This is a genomic window from Nitrospira sp. KM1 (assembly GCF_011405515.1).
GTDB lineage: Bacteria > Nitrospirota > Nitrospiria > Nitrospirales > Nitrospiraceae > Nitrospira_C.
Window position 1 is genome coordinate 1,143,690 of sequence record NZ_AP022671.1, and the last position, 15,919, is coordinate 1,159,608.

The following is a 15,919-nucleotide window of genomic DNA, read 5'->3' on the forward strand; positions in this document are numbered from 1 at the left end:
CTGTGATCATCAGAGGCATGTTACCTTGGTTTTTTGGTCGTCTCCGCACTTCGTTCGAGGGCCTCGAGCCGCAAGTGCAGTTCTTCAATTCGGATCAACAACATACTCAATGCATCATCCATTGCCTCGAGCTTCAACGCCATGGTCGAAAGATCGGGACCCTGATGTTCATTGGAATCAGGATACCCGCTCTGCGCAGCCCACTGTTCCAACCTTCTCGTTCTATGTTCAAGGCTTTCAGAACGAACTTGCATATCCTCTTGTTTGCCTTGAAGGTCGTACGCCTGATGCTGGGTGGTTTCCAGCTGCCCCCTCAGACTCGGCAACTCCTCTTCTTTAATGACTGACAATTCCTGATGTTGCCTCGCTCTCGTGCGCATGAGTTCTTCATTGGATTGCTGAATTTTCTGATGAAGCGTATCCACTCCGGGTGGAGATACGGTCTGCCGCTCTCCGGAGCAGTTGCTAAAAACCGCAATGAACAGGACAAAGATCAGCGATCGAAGGGGCGCTCCGTTCATCACGGAGACGGATAATTGGACCATGTTATCGGTTTAGACGGACGCGGGATTCATGTTTTCGGACCGGAACATCATAAAACTGATAAATCACGACTTCCTGCTGGCTGAGATCCGGCCAATTATTCTTATCAAACCCAGGAGCATTCTTGAGATCTTTCTTGCTGACGTCCAAGAGGAGATATTGACCGCCCTGGTCCAGCTCGAATGCCTCCCAAGGAACTGCGAAGTATTTGTCACCGATTCCAGCGAACCCGCCGAAGTCGAGCACGGCGTAATCCACCCCTCCTTGCTCCGGGTCGATCACGAGATCCTTGATGGTTCCCAGCGAGGCACGGTCGAGACCCTGCACTTTCATCCCCAACAGGTCGCTCGCCTTCAATACTCCGCTTTTATCTTTTGCTGATACCGGGAGAGCGCTCAGGGCAAGTAGAATCACTATCATCAGGAGTCGTGCCGTACGATCTATGAAACATCCGTCCCAAGGTCTCTGCCTTCTATTCCATCGATCCATTAGTGCCGCTCCTCCATAGCCTCTTGCTATCTTTCCCCAAGCTTGCGTTCGAGTGAAACCGCCAAAATGAGCACAATGAAAGCAACGCCTAAGAACATATAGAAAAGCACCTTGGCTATTTCAGTTGCCCCCACGGCAATGTCGCCGAATCCAAATGCAGCGGCCACAATGGCAATTCCGAAAAAGATCACCGACCATCGGAGCATTATAATGCCCTCCTGTGACTAAGTGCTATGCACTCAATTTGGTATGGATAACTGATCACGAGCGTTTCGAAGGGACCTTAGCGCCCTTGCGTCTGGCTTCCGACAAGCCTATCGCGACTGCCTGTTTCCTGCTTGTGACCTTCTTCCCACTTCTTCCACTTTTTAAAGTTCCTGATTTCTTTTTGTGCATCGCACGTCTGACAGATTTTTGAGCTCTCTTGCCATAGCGCGGCATAGAACCTCCCTTGAAAACGACAACGCATGTCCGTTTCGTTGTTCCCGGCGACGGAGGCTGCCAACGTTAAGCAGCCTCCGGATGAGGAGCACAACCAGTACATGCTCCTCTTCTTGGGACAATGTCTCCTATTACTTTCCACCTTCAAATTGCGGTGCTTCTCCCTTTGGTAATGCTCGTGGGCCGCTCGGTCCAGCTCCACCCGCTTTGTCTTCACCCTGCGAACCACCTGCTGCCGGCTCATCAGTTACCCCAAGACCTCTATGCTCCATTTTCGACTCACGTTCACGGATGTTTTTGAGTTCATCCTCGAATACTTTCTTCACATCCGGCGACGTGTCGGCGGCGGCCACGCTGGGATTCAGTTGCTCCTTGGGTATATTCAGCTGAACCTGGCCCTTCTCCTTGTCCACTTTGAAATTGCTCCAGGGAAACGCCTGATACTGGCCGCTGTGGCCGATCTCGATCATCGCATATTCAATGCGTTTTGTTTCAGAATCCATGATCACGCTCTTCAGCTGCCCCAGTTCTTCCCCCTTCTGGCCCACGACTTTGTCGCCCACCAGCGAGCTCTCGACCTCCACCTTCTTGCCGCGGGCCACGGGCAACACGGTATATTTGCTCGGGACCCCCGTATCCCCCGCCGAGTTCGTAATGTTCGTCGACCCCGGGGATGTCTTTCCCCGTTGTTGCTCACGCTGATCGGCTGATGAATCCGCTCCGACCACTGCCGGTTGCAGCGGCCACGCCATCAACATGAACGCGCCCACGGCACTCAAGACACAAGTTCTGCTTTTCATAACCCCTCCCTCGTTCTAAAAGTGTGTTCCCACGAAATGACTGACGATGTAGTTAAAACGGTCTTGTGCAAGGAGAAGGCCGAAGAGTTGACAACGCGGGTTTTGAAACGTTCGTAATCACTTACATGGACGTCGATTCACAAAATGAATCTTGTTGCCGGACAAATTGTCCGAGCAGGACAACTTGTCGATAAAGTCGTATGCAAAAATTAAACAACCGTTTCAGTTCCTCATTAGGATCCGCGGTGTCTTTTCTGCCTGGACAAATTGCCTCTGTGATCGCCTTGGGCGATCAGGCTCATCAATTTCCAGTGCCGCAATCAAAAAACGGTTAACATGCAGCGGCAATGGGCTCACTCTTTGCAACAGCTTCCCACAAATATAGAAACTCGTTCACACCGTGATACTCAGAGGCCATAACGTCTTCGTGGGAAGGGATATGAGTAGAAAACTGGAATACGGAGGATATCTCATCGAATCCGCGCCGACTCAGATCGCCGATGCGAACGCATGGAAAGTCAAGATCTACATCTCCTGGGGCGAGGGGGATAATCGGGTGACGCGAACATTTTCGTCGAACGAGGTGAGCGCAAACGAGACCGCGGCGGACGATCAGGGAATTCTCTTTGCTAAACAAGTCATCGACGGAAGCGAAAATCTACTGTCCCATGGTTGATCTGATGGAAGTCTGATGAATGCGCTCTTCGCTCAATTTCGAATCGAGGCCGACGCCTTCGCCTGCATACCCGTTAGGATCATTTCGTACAGATAGTCTACCGCGGTCTCTTTGCTGAGAAGCGAGACGGCGCCGGCCGCCCGCATGGCGGTCTGAACGGGCTCGGCGTCATGGACCGAGAGACCAATTACGACCACCTCTGAGTGCTTCCGCTTGATCTGGCGCGTGGCTTCGATGCCGTCCATTTTGGGCATGGTGACATCCATCAGAATCACATCCGGCAGCAATTGGCTCGCAAGAAGAACGGCATCCTCTCCATTGGCGGCCTCACCGATCACGCGGACGTCGGGATACGCTTCCAATAGCGAGGAGAGACCTTTTCGAACCATCGCGTGATCGTCCACAAGGAGCACCCGGATCGGCGGGCGATCGGATCCGGACCCGTTGGCAAGCAGGCGATCTTCCCGTTTCGAGATGGGGCGCTCCTCCGAATCAGATACGGGGACCTGTTGCTCTAAAGGAGCGGAGACCTGATGGGTCCCGACCGCACCATGACTTTTGCCCGTCGTGATCGGCAGAACGAGCGTGGCGACCGTGCCGTTTCCAGGATCCGATTGCAAATCGAATCGCCCCCCGAGCGAGAGCATCCGCTCGCGGATGCTGAACAGTCCAAAGCCATGACCTGCTGAGTTCGTCACGCGTTCCTCGGAGGCCGTTCGCGTAGAATCAAAGCCCACGCCCCGATCCGATATTGCGATATGCAACATGCCTTCGCGCTGCTCGAGGAGAATTCCTGCGTCCTTTACCTGCGCATGCTTCACGCAATTAAAGAGAAGCTCGCGCACGCATTGAAACAACAGGAGGGCCTGGTCCTCCGGCAACCAGGAAGGATCGGCCCTGATGTCCAATGCCACCTGCAGGTTGCGTTTGGGCATATCCTGCGCCAACCATTCCAACGCCATCGCCAGACCAAATTCGTGAAGTACGGGGGGACTCAACTGGGACACGAGCGTTCGGGTATAGGCGATGGACTTGTCGATCGACTCCTGAACATCGGCGATGATCTTGGCGAGCATGGGACTCATCGGTTGCTGTCTCGTCTGACTCAATTTAATTCGGCTCAGGGCCAGAAGCTGCCCCAGATAGTCATGAAGCTCACCGGCCAGACGTTTTCGTTCTTTTTGTTCCGTCAAATTCAGCTCCGAGGCCAAGGCACGAAGCTGTTGTTGAGACTGCATCAGCTCCTGCGTTCGCACGTTGACCCGTAATTCCAAATCGTCGTTCATTTCACGAAGTGCGACTTCCCCCTGCTTTCTCTCGATCAGGTCCGCCGCTTGTCGGGCCAAAATATCAAGCAGTCTGAGGGCCCGCTCCGATGGAGCGTGCGCCTCCTTCCAATGGGTTGAGATCATGCCGACGAGCTGGCCGTTCCGAGAGAAGAGCGGCGTGGTCTGAACCGAACGAATCCCCGTCTCGCGATAGGTGTTCCTCAGTTCGTCAGGGAGCAGGATCTGGCCGATGTCAGGAATGATGCAGCGTTTGCCCGTTTGGAGCACCCTGCTGCAAACGGGCTGATCCTCTGGGCTGATCGACTCCCAGCGCTTCGCCGCCTGTGGCGTAAATCCTCGATAGCCAAGCAACTGTAAGCTGCCCTGCAAACCGGGCTGCAGGTGATACATCTGCAGGCTGGCAAAATCGGCGTGCGTCACGCCGACGGCAGCATCGAGAATCTTTTCATACAAGGCTTGGACATTGTCTTCTTGAATCAAGATGGCGCTGATGGCGTGCAGCAAGTTTGTGTCGGCCAATTCTGCTTTCAACTGCAATTCGCTGTTCCGAATCGCCACTTCGGCCTGTTTCCTGCCCGTAATATCCCGCGCGATTATCGAAGAGCCGACGACGCGGTTGAGACGGCCGCGTATGGGCGAGACAGTCAGCGAGATGTGGAGATGTGAACCGTCCTTTCGTCGTCGGATGGTTTCATAGTGTTCCAGCAGCTTCCCGCTGAGAATGCGAGACTCTGCATCTCGGAGATCCTCCGGAATGAGCCGGCTCATCGATTGACCGATCATTTCCTCCGCGGTATAGCCGAACAGACGTTCCGCACCAATATTCCAACTGGTCACAATGCCCCGAGAATCTCTGCTGATGATGGCGTCGTCGGACGATTCTACAATCGCCGCGAGGCGGCCACGTGCTTCTTCGTCCTTCTTATAATGAGTAATGTCACGGGTAAAACAGCGTGTATGGACGAACTTGCCGCGTTCCATCAGCACATTCGAGCTGATGAGTACGTAGAGGAGAGCGCCATCCTTACGACGCAGCTTCGCTTCACAATTGTGGACGGTCTCCCCCGCCTGCAACCGTGCGAGCATATCCTCGATGAGAGGTTGATCGGCATGGAATTCTTGAATATGGTGACCGATATACTCAGCGCTGGAATACCCAAGCATGGTGAGTTCGGCCTTGTTGGCCCAAAGGATGGTGCCGTCCCATCCCACCCAATGCATGGCGACAGGGGCATTCTCAACGAAATCGCGCAGTGCGTCCGCCTTGGGTCTGTTCTGTCGGCTCATGTGGATGCGCGAAGTTCAAACAGTCGGGAAGGAGTGGCTTGTGATGAGTGAATGTGTACTCTAACAAAAGAATCGGGCGTCTTCAACAGACCTTCGCATTCCTTCATGCCTTCTGCGGCTCGCGTGAAATGGCACTCGCATTCTCACATGGCACGGAGTAGGATAGAGCTCCATCGCGTCCACTGCGGTGCGCGGAGAACCGCTCATGCACCTGCCCTTCGTCGTCACGGTACTCGGCGTATTCATGATGACCGGTTGCGCCGAACGTGCGCTCAAGCCCCAAGAACAGTACGCCCGAGACATGGCCGCAAAACGTGAATGGCTCCGAGGGCCAATGGTCGAGAGTTGCCGGAGTCTTCCGGGACCAGAAAGCCGGGTTGCATGCGTGATGGTGATTCAGAGAACCCTGACGAAATTGCGAGGAGACTCTCTAACACGCGAGGACCACTTCCGCATCGAACTGGCCAGAGCGAAAGGAAGCGACGAAACTATGCAACTCTGGACTCGAGCTCAACAGGAAGCGTGGCTTCGAGGACCTCGGACCAGTGCATGCAATATCGCTCCTTTTCCGGGCGAAATGAGGTGGTGTCTGGATGGCGTCCAGACCGATTTGGAAGCACTCAACGAACCCGATCATGAAGCTACGTATCCGCCTGATATCCGTGCGACCCATGCCGTCGCCCGCATTGTGGCGCGCGAGCAGGAGCGAGCCATCCAGCAGCAGCGCGCGCATGAATTGGATCTCGCCCAATTGCAGGCCGCCGGCCATAACCTACCGGGATTTGGTATTAGCGGCGGATTCTTCGGAATCTCGACCGTTTCTCCCGTGGCTCCGGGGACACCGCTCTATCCATTAACGGCCCCAACACTGCCGCAACCCCCCGTTTCGTGCACCAGTCATCATGTCGGGGTGACCGTCCAGTCAGACTGCTACTGATCCAGTCTTTCCGTAGAATCAGCCACCCCTTTCCCACCGGCGGTATCCCCACAGTCACAAACAGATTATGCGCGCAGCTACGCCGCGCTTTTCCGCTTCCCGCCCGAAGACTTCTTTCCTGCCCCTTCGTACTTGTGAGTGAGTTTATCCCGCCGCGCAGAGACTTCTTCGGTCAGTGCTTCGGCATCGATATCCGCTTCTTCAGCCTGAGGGAACATTTCGTTCTCTTCTTCTTCAATATGATGACCGACCAACTCGCCCAGCACTTTGAATTTTGTAGCATATCCCTTGTCTCCGACGTCCATTTTACGCAGCTCCTTAATGAGCAGCTTGACGACGTGATGCTCTTCCCGAGCCTCATCCACAAGATCTTGCTCGTCTATCACTTCAGCGATAGCGGGATAGACCAGCTCTTCCTCTAGAGCCGAATGGATTTCGAGAGCCTTTAACACCTCCTCAGCGATGGAGGTCCGGGCACGTTTATCCCCCTCTTCAAATTTTTTGAATAGCTCTTGCACCTTGCGGTGATCGGCTTTTAATTGTTCAAACACTTCTCCAGACGCTTTTTCTCCATCATCATCCGATCCCTCTCCATCATCCTCATCCATCTCTTCTTCATCTTCTTCGCCTTCATCTTCATTATCGATATCCACATCCTCTTCCATATCCGTTTCGGGCCCAGTTTGGGTTGTCTGGTTTTTCATGAATTCCTCCTTGATGGGTTTGGAATTGACATCCAACCAAATTGCTGAGTTCACGTGTGCAAAGCAGAGACCAGTCTCTCTCTCTGACCCTTCTGCAATAAATCCGAGGTTTGATCAGTATGGCCAACCCGCCGGATGAAGGATCGGGACAGGGTGTCGGAAAACAGGTTTGAGTTTGTGAATTTTGAAAGTCTTATAGGTGGGACAGACTGTCGAGCGGGGACATGATGCCCGAGAGATTTTAGAACTAAATTAGATGCTTAATTATTTTTGTTGGTTAAACGGCTGGGATGCACCTTCCTACCAAGATCCTACAAAAAGCACTCCCGCCGGTTTAGTCAATCTGATGCCATTCCCGTCCAGATGATTAGGTGTGGCGAACGCAGGACAAGATGTCGAATGAAGACAAAACGCGCACACATCTAATCAAAATGATTTCTCTGAAATTGTCGCCCTGACACGCGCCATTCGCGTTACAAGCCTTCCAATCATTCATAAACGTAGGAGGTTTTGGACTTGGCTTTTATACCTGGATTCCTGTTCGATCTGTCAGTTTTTGGAAACGGTCACGAGAATGACGAGGTGCATTTTTTGCACTAGCCAAAATTTGGGTTAGGAAACGTATGAGGTTTACCATGAGGAGCAGATATTCGGGAAACTTCGTTGCATCAGCACTTATTCTTTCCGCCACAACTATTATCACGACTATGTGGGTGAGCCTGGATTCTGCCCTTCTAGCCCAATCGACCCTTGACGCTAAAAAGGCACAGCATCAATCTTCGGGATCGGGTAATGCCGGCGCAATCGAACATGCGAAAGAAAAGGGGTTCGATGGCGTAGATTTCTCCTACGATCTCTTCGGTGCCTCTCCCGCTCAAAACGCGAATAAAGCTTTTGAACAGGTAATGAAGAAAGATGTGGCGGAGAAACCGGGGGTGATGAAACAGCAGCACCAGCTTTTGCACGACCGTTACGATTTGAGCTGTAGGACCTTGGACGGCGTGACCATGACCAAGGGCAAACCACAGCCGATCGGTCCTACGGTGAAGCTGCCATCGGGACTTTCATGGGACCAAGTCGGAGAAATGGGTGCGGAAGATATCAGGAAAAAGAAGACCTTTCCGCCAGGGTTTGACAGGCTGCCTCATGTCAAACATGCCGTAGGAGGGCAAGTCTTCCCACACATCCAAACGAAAGAATTCCCCCGATTGGAACGGTTCGATGTGGAATTCGACCTCCCGGAATGCATCCTCCCGGAATTCCCTCCTCCCATTTTTCTCACGACCCATCCCGAACTGGGAGACGTATCTCAAGGAGAAGTGTTGACTGCTGATAACTTTGACCGTTTATTCAGAGGCCTGATCACACCGGCCCAACTGGATGGTTTGCGAATGCTCGTCACTCAGTTTCCGCAAGAAGAGTTCAACGCGACTTCCGACAGGAAGTCTGCCAAACCGAGCCTTGGCGTCAGTTGCTTGGATTGTCATGTGAATTTCCATACCACCGGTCAATTTCATTTGAACCCTGACACCAGACCGCAGCTGGATCGTTTGAGGTTGGATACGACCAGCCTTCGAGGCATGTTCAATCAACAAATTCACGGATCGAAACGTTCAATCCGTTCAGTTGAGGATTTTACGGAATTCGAGCAGCGCACTGCCTATTTCAACGGCGACCCTATTCGGGCCATGAAAAAAGGCATGAACATCATTGATCGTGTTCCAGTTGCGCATATGGGTCAAATACAGAACATGATCGATTTTCCTCCAGCCCCGCATCTCGATCCGATGACGGGACGTCTCGATCGGACCAAAGCGAATTCAAAAGAAATTCAGGGAGAGGATCTCTTTTTTGGGAAAGCCAAATGCGTCGCTTGTCACCTGCCGCCGGCCTATACGGACCATCAGATGCATGACTTTCATTTGGAGCGTTTCGGCGCCACCGCTGATGGACCGATTAAGACCTTCGTGCTCCGTGGCATCAAAGATTCACCGCCATATTTTCATGACGGACGACTTCCGACGCTTGAAGATACCGTTGAATTTTTTAATGTCGTGGGGAATCTCCGCCTGAACAAGGAAGAAAAGTCGGCACTGGTTGCGTTCATGCGGGCATTATAGACAGAGTCCTATTCTTATCCGCGGCCCCGGGCGCTGTTCCATACAGGCACTGGCGGCAGTCGATCCGGGTGGTTCGTCATGTGCTGGCAGATCCCACACCGCATTTATGGGCTGTCTATGCCGGTCGTCTGTTGAGCAACTTCACTGTCATGTGCATTTGGTTTCATATTCAAGAAGGAGGACATCGTCATGGATCATGATCAGGGACATTCGCTCGGTATTCTATTGGCATTTCTCAGTGGAGCGGCTCTCGGGTCGGTCGCCGCCCTGCTGCTCGCGCCGCAGTCCGGAGAAGACTCGCGCGAACAATTGACGGACTATGCGCGACGCATGGGAGATGATGTCGAAAGTGCCTCAGGACGGGCCCGCGAAACTTTTACAGATATGGTCAACCAGGGAAAAGAAACCCTACAGGAAACCGGCCAGAAACTGCGTGAAGGGTCTAAGGCATCCGCCACGTGAGCAGGCAACAGTTCCCCTCCTTCCCCAGTCGTGAGGCGATGACATGGATGCGTACGAAGCGGAATTCCATCTGACGTCCGAAGGACAAGTGATCGGATTGCCCCTATACAACACGCAGTTTATGAATTGAGATTTCCACTCCTACTCGCAACTGCTGGAGGCGTCAGCGTTCACCTGCGTCGAATGAGCATTGAGGATTCGGCGTGACAGTCATCAGGGCAAAGTCTGTTGACTATCTTACCTTAGAGGAGGCTCGATCATGTCAGACCAAGATTCTTCGGGAAGAGTCATGATGGCTTTTTTATGTGGGGCATTACTCGGCACGGTTGCCGCCATACTTCTTGCTCCGCAATCTGGAAGTGAATCGCGCGATCGGCTGCGAGGCTATGCGAAGCGGACGGAGGATGATTTGAGGAGCTATGCCGGCCGAGCGGGTGATGCGCTCGAAGAGATCGTCTCGGAAGGAAAAGAATTCGTCGATGCGAAGAAGTCAGTCTTGCGGGAAGCATTTGAAGCGGGGCGCGATGCCATGAAAGAGGAACGAGAGAAGTGGCGAGGTTAGACAATATCGTTCTATACGTACCCTAGCTCAATACACGATCAGACACAGTCAGCCGCGCGGGCCGGAAGAATGCAGTACGGGTATCGGTGGTTCTTCCGGCCATGGCTCTGGCACCTCACACGGAATTAAGCGATTTGACCAGGGGTTGGCCGTGCACTAGGATGGCAGGGTGAGACAACCCCAAAAATTTTCCGAGAGAACCGGCCGACCGGGCTGGATCTATGCGGGTCTTGTCGTCGGCCTGCTTCTGCTTGCGGCGCTCGTCGGCATCTTTTTCATTGATGAACCGCTACGGATCTACCTCGAAGAACGCGCCAATGCAGGACTCCCCGGATATCACGTCACCATCGGCGGACTCGAATTGCATCCGCTGGCGGTGTCGGCCGAACTGCGCGATGTCACTCTGCGGAGGCACGACTCCTCGCAAGCACCTCAGGTGGTGATTCCCCACATCACAACGACCTTACAGCTATCATCGATCTTCTCGGCCATGATGATCGGCGACATTCAAATCGACTCGCCGGTCGTCTCCGTATCCCAACAACAGATTGAACGGCTCCTCAACAAGGACCGAGAACTCGTCAAGGCTCACGTCGCAGCTTTTCAGAATCGCGCCAGACAGGCGATGCCGTTTCAAACTTCCCTCTCGATACGGAACGGGCACATCAACATCTATGGGACGGGAGCCACGGAACCGCTTCACCTTCAGTCGCTTTCGGTGACCGCAGCCAATCTCACAAACCGTCAGGAAGGCGGAGCCTCGCACCCCGTGACCTGGCAGGCAACTGCTGGCCTCAACGACCAGACAGGGCTGGAGTTCGACGGACAGGCGGACGTGTTTGCCTCTCCGCTTCCAAAAGTCGATTCCACCATCACGGCGCATCGGTTGCGGCTCACCGAGTTGATGCCGGTTATGCAACGATACAACGTCCAAATCCGAAGCGGAGAACTCGACTTGAGTGGAACGTTGTCGCAATCAGGTGAATGGACGACGGTCACGCTCGACACGCTGGCCGTCCAACAAGCCGCGATCGACGTGGTTCGTCCTCAGGGAGGCTGGCAGCCTGTCCAGAAGACCCCGTCCAGTAATGACAAATCCAAACCGGCCTCGCGCAATCCGTACCTCCGCATCACTGTAGAGCACGGACAGCTCTCGGACAGTGAATTTGGCTTTATCGATAAGGCGACCTCCAGGGAGTACCGCGTGTTCCTCTCCGATACGAATGTGCAATTGGAGCACGTCAGCAACCGCCAGGAGGACGGAACCGCAACGGTGGAGCTCAATGGAAAGTTCATGGGACACGGCCCAACGGTCATCCGAGGAGCCATTCGGCCAGGACAATCTGCTCCTGATTTCGATTTGAATGTGAGGATTATTCGAACAAAGGTCGTCAGTCTGAATAACGTCTTGCAGGCCTACGGCCATCTCGATGTGACCGACGGCACGTTTGCGTTTTTCAGTGAACTGTCAGTCAGAGGAGACAAGATCACTGGCTACGTCAAACCGTTCTTCAAGGATGTGGAAATATACGATCCTCAGCAGGACAAGGAGAAGGCGCTGGCCCAACGAGCCTATGAAGCGACGGTAGGCGGCATTGTCGACTTATTGAAAAGCGACTCACGGAAGGAAGTGGCAACCAAGACCACTGTATCCGGATCGATCCAAGACGCCCGTATCGATATCCCACATATCATCGGAAAGCTCATTCAAAACGCGTTTTTCAACGCGGTGCTGCCAGGTCTCGAAAAACACAAAGCCTGACCGTAACGGATTTCACTTCCACACCGTGCGATTTTGAGTGTCTGCCTCTATCTTTCGCTACCCCTTCCACTTCCAATTCCGGATTTCCGGCATGTCCTCCCCATAGGTGGCGATGTATTGTTTATGCTCGATCAGTTTGTTGCGAATCGACTGTTTGACATAGTCAGCTCGCGACCCTTGGAGGGCGGCCCGATGAATCACGTCGGCGACCAAGTGGAAGCGGTCAAGGTCGTTCAACACCGTCATGTCGAACGGTGTAGTCGTCGTCCCTTCCTCCTTGTAGCCTCTCACATGCAAATTGTGGTGATTGGCGCGCCGGTACGTCAGCCGGTGGATCAGCATGGGGTAGCCATGGAACGCGAAGATGATCGGCTTGTTGGTCGTGAATAACGAGTTGAAATCCGGATCGCTCAGCCCGTTCGGATGCTCACTGGTCGGCTGCAGCTTCATGAGATCCACCACGTTCACCACCCGGACTCTCAGATCAGGAAAATACTCGCGCAACAACGATACGGCCGCCAGCGTTTCCAGTGTCGGCACATCCCCGCAGCAGGCCATGACCACATCCGGCTCACCATCTTGGTCGTTGCTCGCCCACTTCCAAATCCCGACACCGCTGATGCAATGCTTGATCGCCGCATCCATATCCAGCCACTGCGGAGCGGGCTGCTTGCCGGCCACGATGACGTTGACATGCTGGCGGCTGCGCAGGCAATGGTCCGTGACCGACAGGAGGGTATTGGCATCCGGCGGGAGATATACACGAATGACCTCGGCCTTCTTATTGACGACGTGATCGATAAATCCAGGATCCTGATGACTGAAACCGTTGTGATCCTGTCTCCACACGTGGGAGGTCAGGAGATAATTCAGCGACGCAATAGGACGTCTCCAGTCCAGATGATTGGTGACCTTCAACCACTTCGCATGCTGATTGAACATGGAGTCCGCGATATGGATGAACGCTTCATAGCAATTGAAAAATCCGTGACGTCCTGTGAGCAGATAGCCTTCAAGCCATCCCTGGCACATGTGTTCACTGAGGACCTCCATCACACGGCCTGCAGCCGACACGTGATCGTCGGTCTTCAGCACTTCCGCCGTGGAACAACGCTCGTCCACCTCGAACACGGCCGTCCAGCGATTGGAAGCGGTCTCATCCGGACCGAAAATTCTGAACTTGCGCGCATTCATCTTCAGAACGTCTCGGATGAACCGGCCCTGTACCCTGGTCGCTTCGGCTTCCATCGATCCCGGCTTCGGAATTGAAACCGCATAGTCTCGGAAATCCGGCAGCCGGAGTTCCTTCAAGAGCAACCCGCCATTCGCATGAGGATTGGCGCTCATGCGCCTGGTTCCGACCGGCGCCAGTTCCGCCAGTTCGGCTATCAGTCTGCCCGATGTATCGAACAACTGTTGAGGTCTGTAGGATTTCATCCATCGTTCAAGGATACGAACATGCGACGTTTTTTCCATGTCACCCATCGGCACTTGATGCGCGCGAAAGGTGCCTTCGATCTTCTTCCCGTCGACTTCTTTCGGCCCCGTCCAGCCCTTGGGTGAGCGGAGGATAATCATGGGCCAGCGAGGACGTTGAGAAAATCCTTTGGTACGAGCGGTGGTCTGAATCGTCCGGATATCGGCTGTCGCGTCGTCCAGCGCAGCGGCCATGGCGCGATGCATCGGCATCGGGTCATCGCCTTCAACGAATATCGGCCGGTAGCCGTACCCGTTGAACAGCGCTGTCAATTCATCCTTCGGAACACGGGCAAGCACGGTCGGACCGGCGATCTTGTATCCGTTCAAATGCAGAATCGGCAGAACGGCGCCGTCGCGGACCGGATTGAGAAACTTATTGGAATGCCAACTCGCAGCCAGGGGGCCGGTCTCCGCCTCTCCATCCCCAACGACGGCGGCCACGATCAAATCAGGGTTGTCGAACACAGCGCCGAATGCATGGACAAGGGCATAGCCGAGTTCTCCCCCTTCGTGAATTGAGCCGGGCGTTTCCGGCGCCACATGGCTTGGTATGCCGCCGGGAAACGAAAATTGCTTGAAGAGCTTCTTCATCCCTTCTTCGTCCTGAGAGACATGCGGATACACTTCACTGTACGTCCCTTCCAGGTAGGTGTTTGCGACAACACCCGGACCACCGTGTCCGGGACCGGCGATATACATCATGTTGAGGTCCTGAGCTTTGATGACTCGGTTTAGATGGACGTAAATAAAATTGAGTCCGGGCGTGGTACCCCAATGGCCCAGCAGCCGAGGTTTGATGTGCGCGCGCGTGAGACGCTTCTTCAACAGGGGGTTGTCGAGCAGGTAGATCTGACCGACTGAAAGATAATTCGCGGCCCGCCAATAGGCGTCCATTCTGTCGAGCAAGCCGGCGCTCATGCGTCCATCATTCTTCTTTTTTGGTTTCATAGGTCTTCTTCGCTCCTGATTATGATCCGATCATTGCCCATACGGTCCTGGCGATCTCCTGTTCTTCATCAGTTGGAATGACCATGATGGTCACCCGGCACCCGTCTCGCGAAATCATGCGGGCGTTCGCTTCATTTCGGGCAGCATCGATCTCCACGCCCAGAAATCCGAGTCCCGCACAGATGCGGGCTCGAATAACCGGCGAATGCTCCCCGATGCCGGCGCTAAAAACCAGCGTATCAAGTCCTCCCAACGCGGCGGCCAAAGCGCCGATCCACTTTCTTGCCTGATAACAAAAGACCTCGACAGCCTCCGCCGCTCTGGAGTCGAGGGATTCGCGCTCGAGCAGATCACGCAGGTCAGAGCTGTATTCCGACATTCCCAATAACCCGGACTCCTTATTGACCATCGCGTGAAAGCGCTCCGCGTCCATGCGTTCCGTGCGGGCCAGATAGGCAACCAGGCCGGGATCCAAATCACCTGATCGTCTGCTCATGGGCAGTCCGGAGGTCGGCGTAAATCCCATCGTCGTTTCAACGCTCTGTCCCTTCGAGACGGCGGCCATACTCGCCCCGTTTCCCAGATGAGCGAGAATGACCCGGCCTTCGCCTTTGTCCGGCGCGATCCTGGTCAACTCGTTCATCAAAAACGCGTAGGACAACCCGTGAAACCCGTAGCGCTGGACGCCCATTTCGGCATACCGTCGGGGAATCGGGAGAATCTGGGCGATGCGCGGCATCGTACGATGGAAAGCCGTATCGAAACAGGCTACTTGAGGAGCCGAAGGAAAGCGTCGTCCGAATTCTTCTATCAGGTCGATTTCAACCGGAAGGTGCTCGGGGTCGTATGGGCCGATCCGACGCAGCTCAGTCAGCATGTCCATTGTCACGCGTGCATGGGTTCGATACGCCGGCCCACCATGGACGACTCGATGACCAACGGCAACAATGTCACCCAGATTGCCTTTGTCCTTAAGACTGTCCATAAGCGGCTCGACGCAGGCGCCGTGTGTCGGAGCATTGACGGCACGCTTTTCATTTTTCCCCGTGGTCCGGTCAGTCATGATCATGGTGCTGCCGGTGGTTCCAATCCTTTCGATCGATGCAGTTGCGAGACATTTGAGCTGTGACCCGCCCACATAAAGAGACGATTTGAGACTCGATGATCCGCCGTTCATGGTGAGAATCAAGGGTTCTTTCGTGTCCATGGTTAAGCTAAACCACCTGACATCGACTGTGCACTGACATCAAGTTCTGAACTTCAGACAGCATACCTCGATCGACATGTAACATCTTCAGTCGATAGATCACTCACGCTTTTCTTTGCACCATGAGCCACTATGGCAAAAACTCATGGGTATTCATAGTCACATTCCTCACAATCTTGCGGCGACATTTCCACTCAAAGGGCAGGCCTCCTG

At 54.1% G+C, this 15,919-nt stretch carries 15 protein-coding genes; 6 read left to right on the forward strand and 9 right to left on the reverse strand.

Going from position 1 to position 15,919, the window contains the following annotated elements; genetic code table 11:
• Nucleotides 1-20: 20 nt before the first annotated feature.
• The 5 genes from W02_RS05255 to W02_RS05270 form a co-directional block, all read right to left on the reverse strand.
• Nucleotides 21-545, reverse strand: a complete 525-nt coding sequence (locus W02_RS05255) for a hypothetical protein (protein WP_173045474.1) — start codon at nt 543-545, stop codon at nt 21-23.
• A gap of 1 nt (nt 546) precedes the next feature.
• Nucleotides 547-963, reverse strand: a complete 417-nt coding sequence (locus W02_RS05260; protein WP_173045476.1) for a PRC-barrel domain-containing protein — start codon at nt 961-963, stop codon at nt 547-549.
• Nucleotides 964-1,058: 95 nt separating this feature from the next.
• Nucleotides 1,059-1,238: a DUF1328 domain-containing protein gene (locus tag W02_RS05265; RefSeq protein WP_173045478.1), complete on the reverse strand. Its 180-nt coding sequence runs from the start codon at nt 1,236-1,238 to the stop codon at nt 1,059-1,061.
• Nucleotides 1,239-1,293: 55 nt separating this feature from the next.
• Nucleotides 1,294-1,473, reverse strand: a complete 180-nt coding sequence (locus W02_RS22030) for a DUF6496 domain-containing protein (RefSeq protein ID WP_370467962.1) — start codon at nt 1,471-1,473, stop codon at nt 1,294-1,296.
• A 131-nt stretch (nt 1,474-1,604) separates the two neighbouring features.
• Nucleotides 1,605-2,273, reverse strand: a complete 669-nt coding sequence (locus W02_RS05270; protein WP_173045480.1) for a PRC-barrel domain-containing protein — start codon at nt 2,271-2,273, stop codon at nt 1,605-1,607.
• Nucleotides 2,274-2,712: 439 nt separating this feature from the next.
• Here W02_RS05270 and W02_RS05275 point away from each other — a divergent pair, with 439 nt between their 5' ends.
• On the forward strand, nt 2,713-2,949 hold the full coding sequence (locus W02_RS05275; RefSeq protein WP_173045482.1) for a CV_2116 domain-containing protein: 237 nt from the start codon (nt 2,713-2,715) through the stop codon (nt 2,947-2,949).
• 32 nt (nt 2,950-2,981) lie between these two features.
• On the opposite strand, the gene W02_RS05280 is transcribed toward W02_RS05275, so the two are convergent.
• On the reverse strand, nt 2,982-5,525 hold the full coding sequence (locus W02_RS05280) for a PAS domain S-box protein (protein ID WP_173045484.1): 2,544 nt from the start codon (nt 5,523-5,525) through the stop codon (nt 2,982-2,984).
• 205 nt (nt 5,526-5,730) lie between these two features.
• Here W02_RS05280 and W02_RS05285 point away from each other — a divergent pair, with 205 nt between their 5' ends.
• Entirely contained in the window at nt 5,731-6,462 is a 732-nt protein-coding gene (locus tag W02_RS05285; protein ID WP_173045486.1) for a hypothetical protein, read from the forward strand.
• Nucleotides 6,463-6,539: 77 nt separating this feature from the next.
• Here the strand turns inward: W02_RS05285 and W02_RS05290 are convergent, their stop codons facing one another.
• Nucleotides 6,540-7,166: a hemerythrin domain-containing protein gene (locus tag W02_RS05290; protein ID WP_173045488.1), complete on the reverse strand. Its 627-nt coding sequence runs from the start codon at nt 7,164-7,166 to the stop codon at nt 6,540-6,542.
• 635 nt (nt 7,167-7,801) lie between these two features.
• Here W02_RS05290 and W02_RS05295 point away from each other — a divergent pair.
• From W02_RS05295 to W02_RS05310, 4 genes are all read left to right on the forward strand, one after another.
• A complete protein-coding gene (locus W02_RS05295) occupies nt 7,802-9,286 on the forward strand; it encodes a cytochrome B6 (RefSeq protein WP_173045490.1) in 1,485 nt (494 codons plus the stop codon).
• Between the two features lie 189 nt (nt 9,287-9,475).
• Nucleotides 9,476-9,748, forward strand: coding sequence for a YtxH domain-containing protein (locus W02_RS05300; RefSeq protein WP_173045492.1), 273 nt, complete (start codon nt 9,476-9,478; stop codon nt 9,746-9,748).
• 259 nt (nt 9,749-10,007) lie between these two features.
• The gene (locus W02_RS05305) at nt 10,008-10,310 is read left to right on the forward strand and encodes a YtxH domain-containing protein (protein WP_173045494.1); all 303 of its coding nucleotides are present in this window, start codon (nt 10,008-10,010) and stop codon (nt 10,308-10,310) included.
• A 169-nt stretch (nt 10,311-10,479) separates the two neighbouring features.
• Nucleotides 10,480-12,072, forward strand: a complete 1,593-nt coding sequence (locus W02_RS05310) for a DUF748 domain-containing protein (RefSeq protein WP_173045496.1) — start codon at nt 10,480-10,482, stop codon at nt 12,070-12,072.
• Between the two features lie 57 nt (nt 12,073-12,129).
• Here W02_RS05310 and W02_RS05315 read toward each other — a convergent pair whose 3' ends face one another.
• Complete coding sequence (locus W02_RS05315) at nt 12,130-14,499, reverse strand: phosphoketolase (protein WP_173045498.1); 2,370 nt, start codon at nt 14,497-14,499, stop codon at nt 12,130-12,132.
• 19 nt (nt 14,500-14,518) lie between these two features.
• Nucleotides 14,519-15,706, reverse strand: a complete 1,188-nt coding sequence (locus W02_RS05320; protein ID WP_173045500.1) for an acetate/propionate family kinase — start codon at nt 15,704-15,706, stop codon at nt 14,519-14,521.
• Between the last annotated feature and the right edge of the window lie 213 nt (nt 15,707-15,919).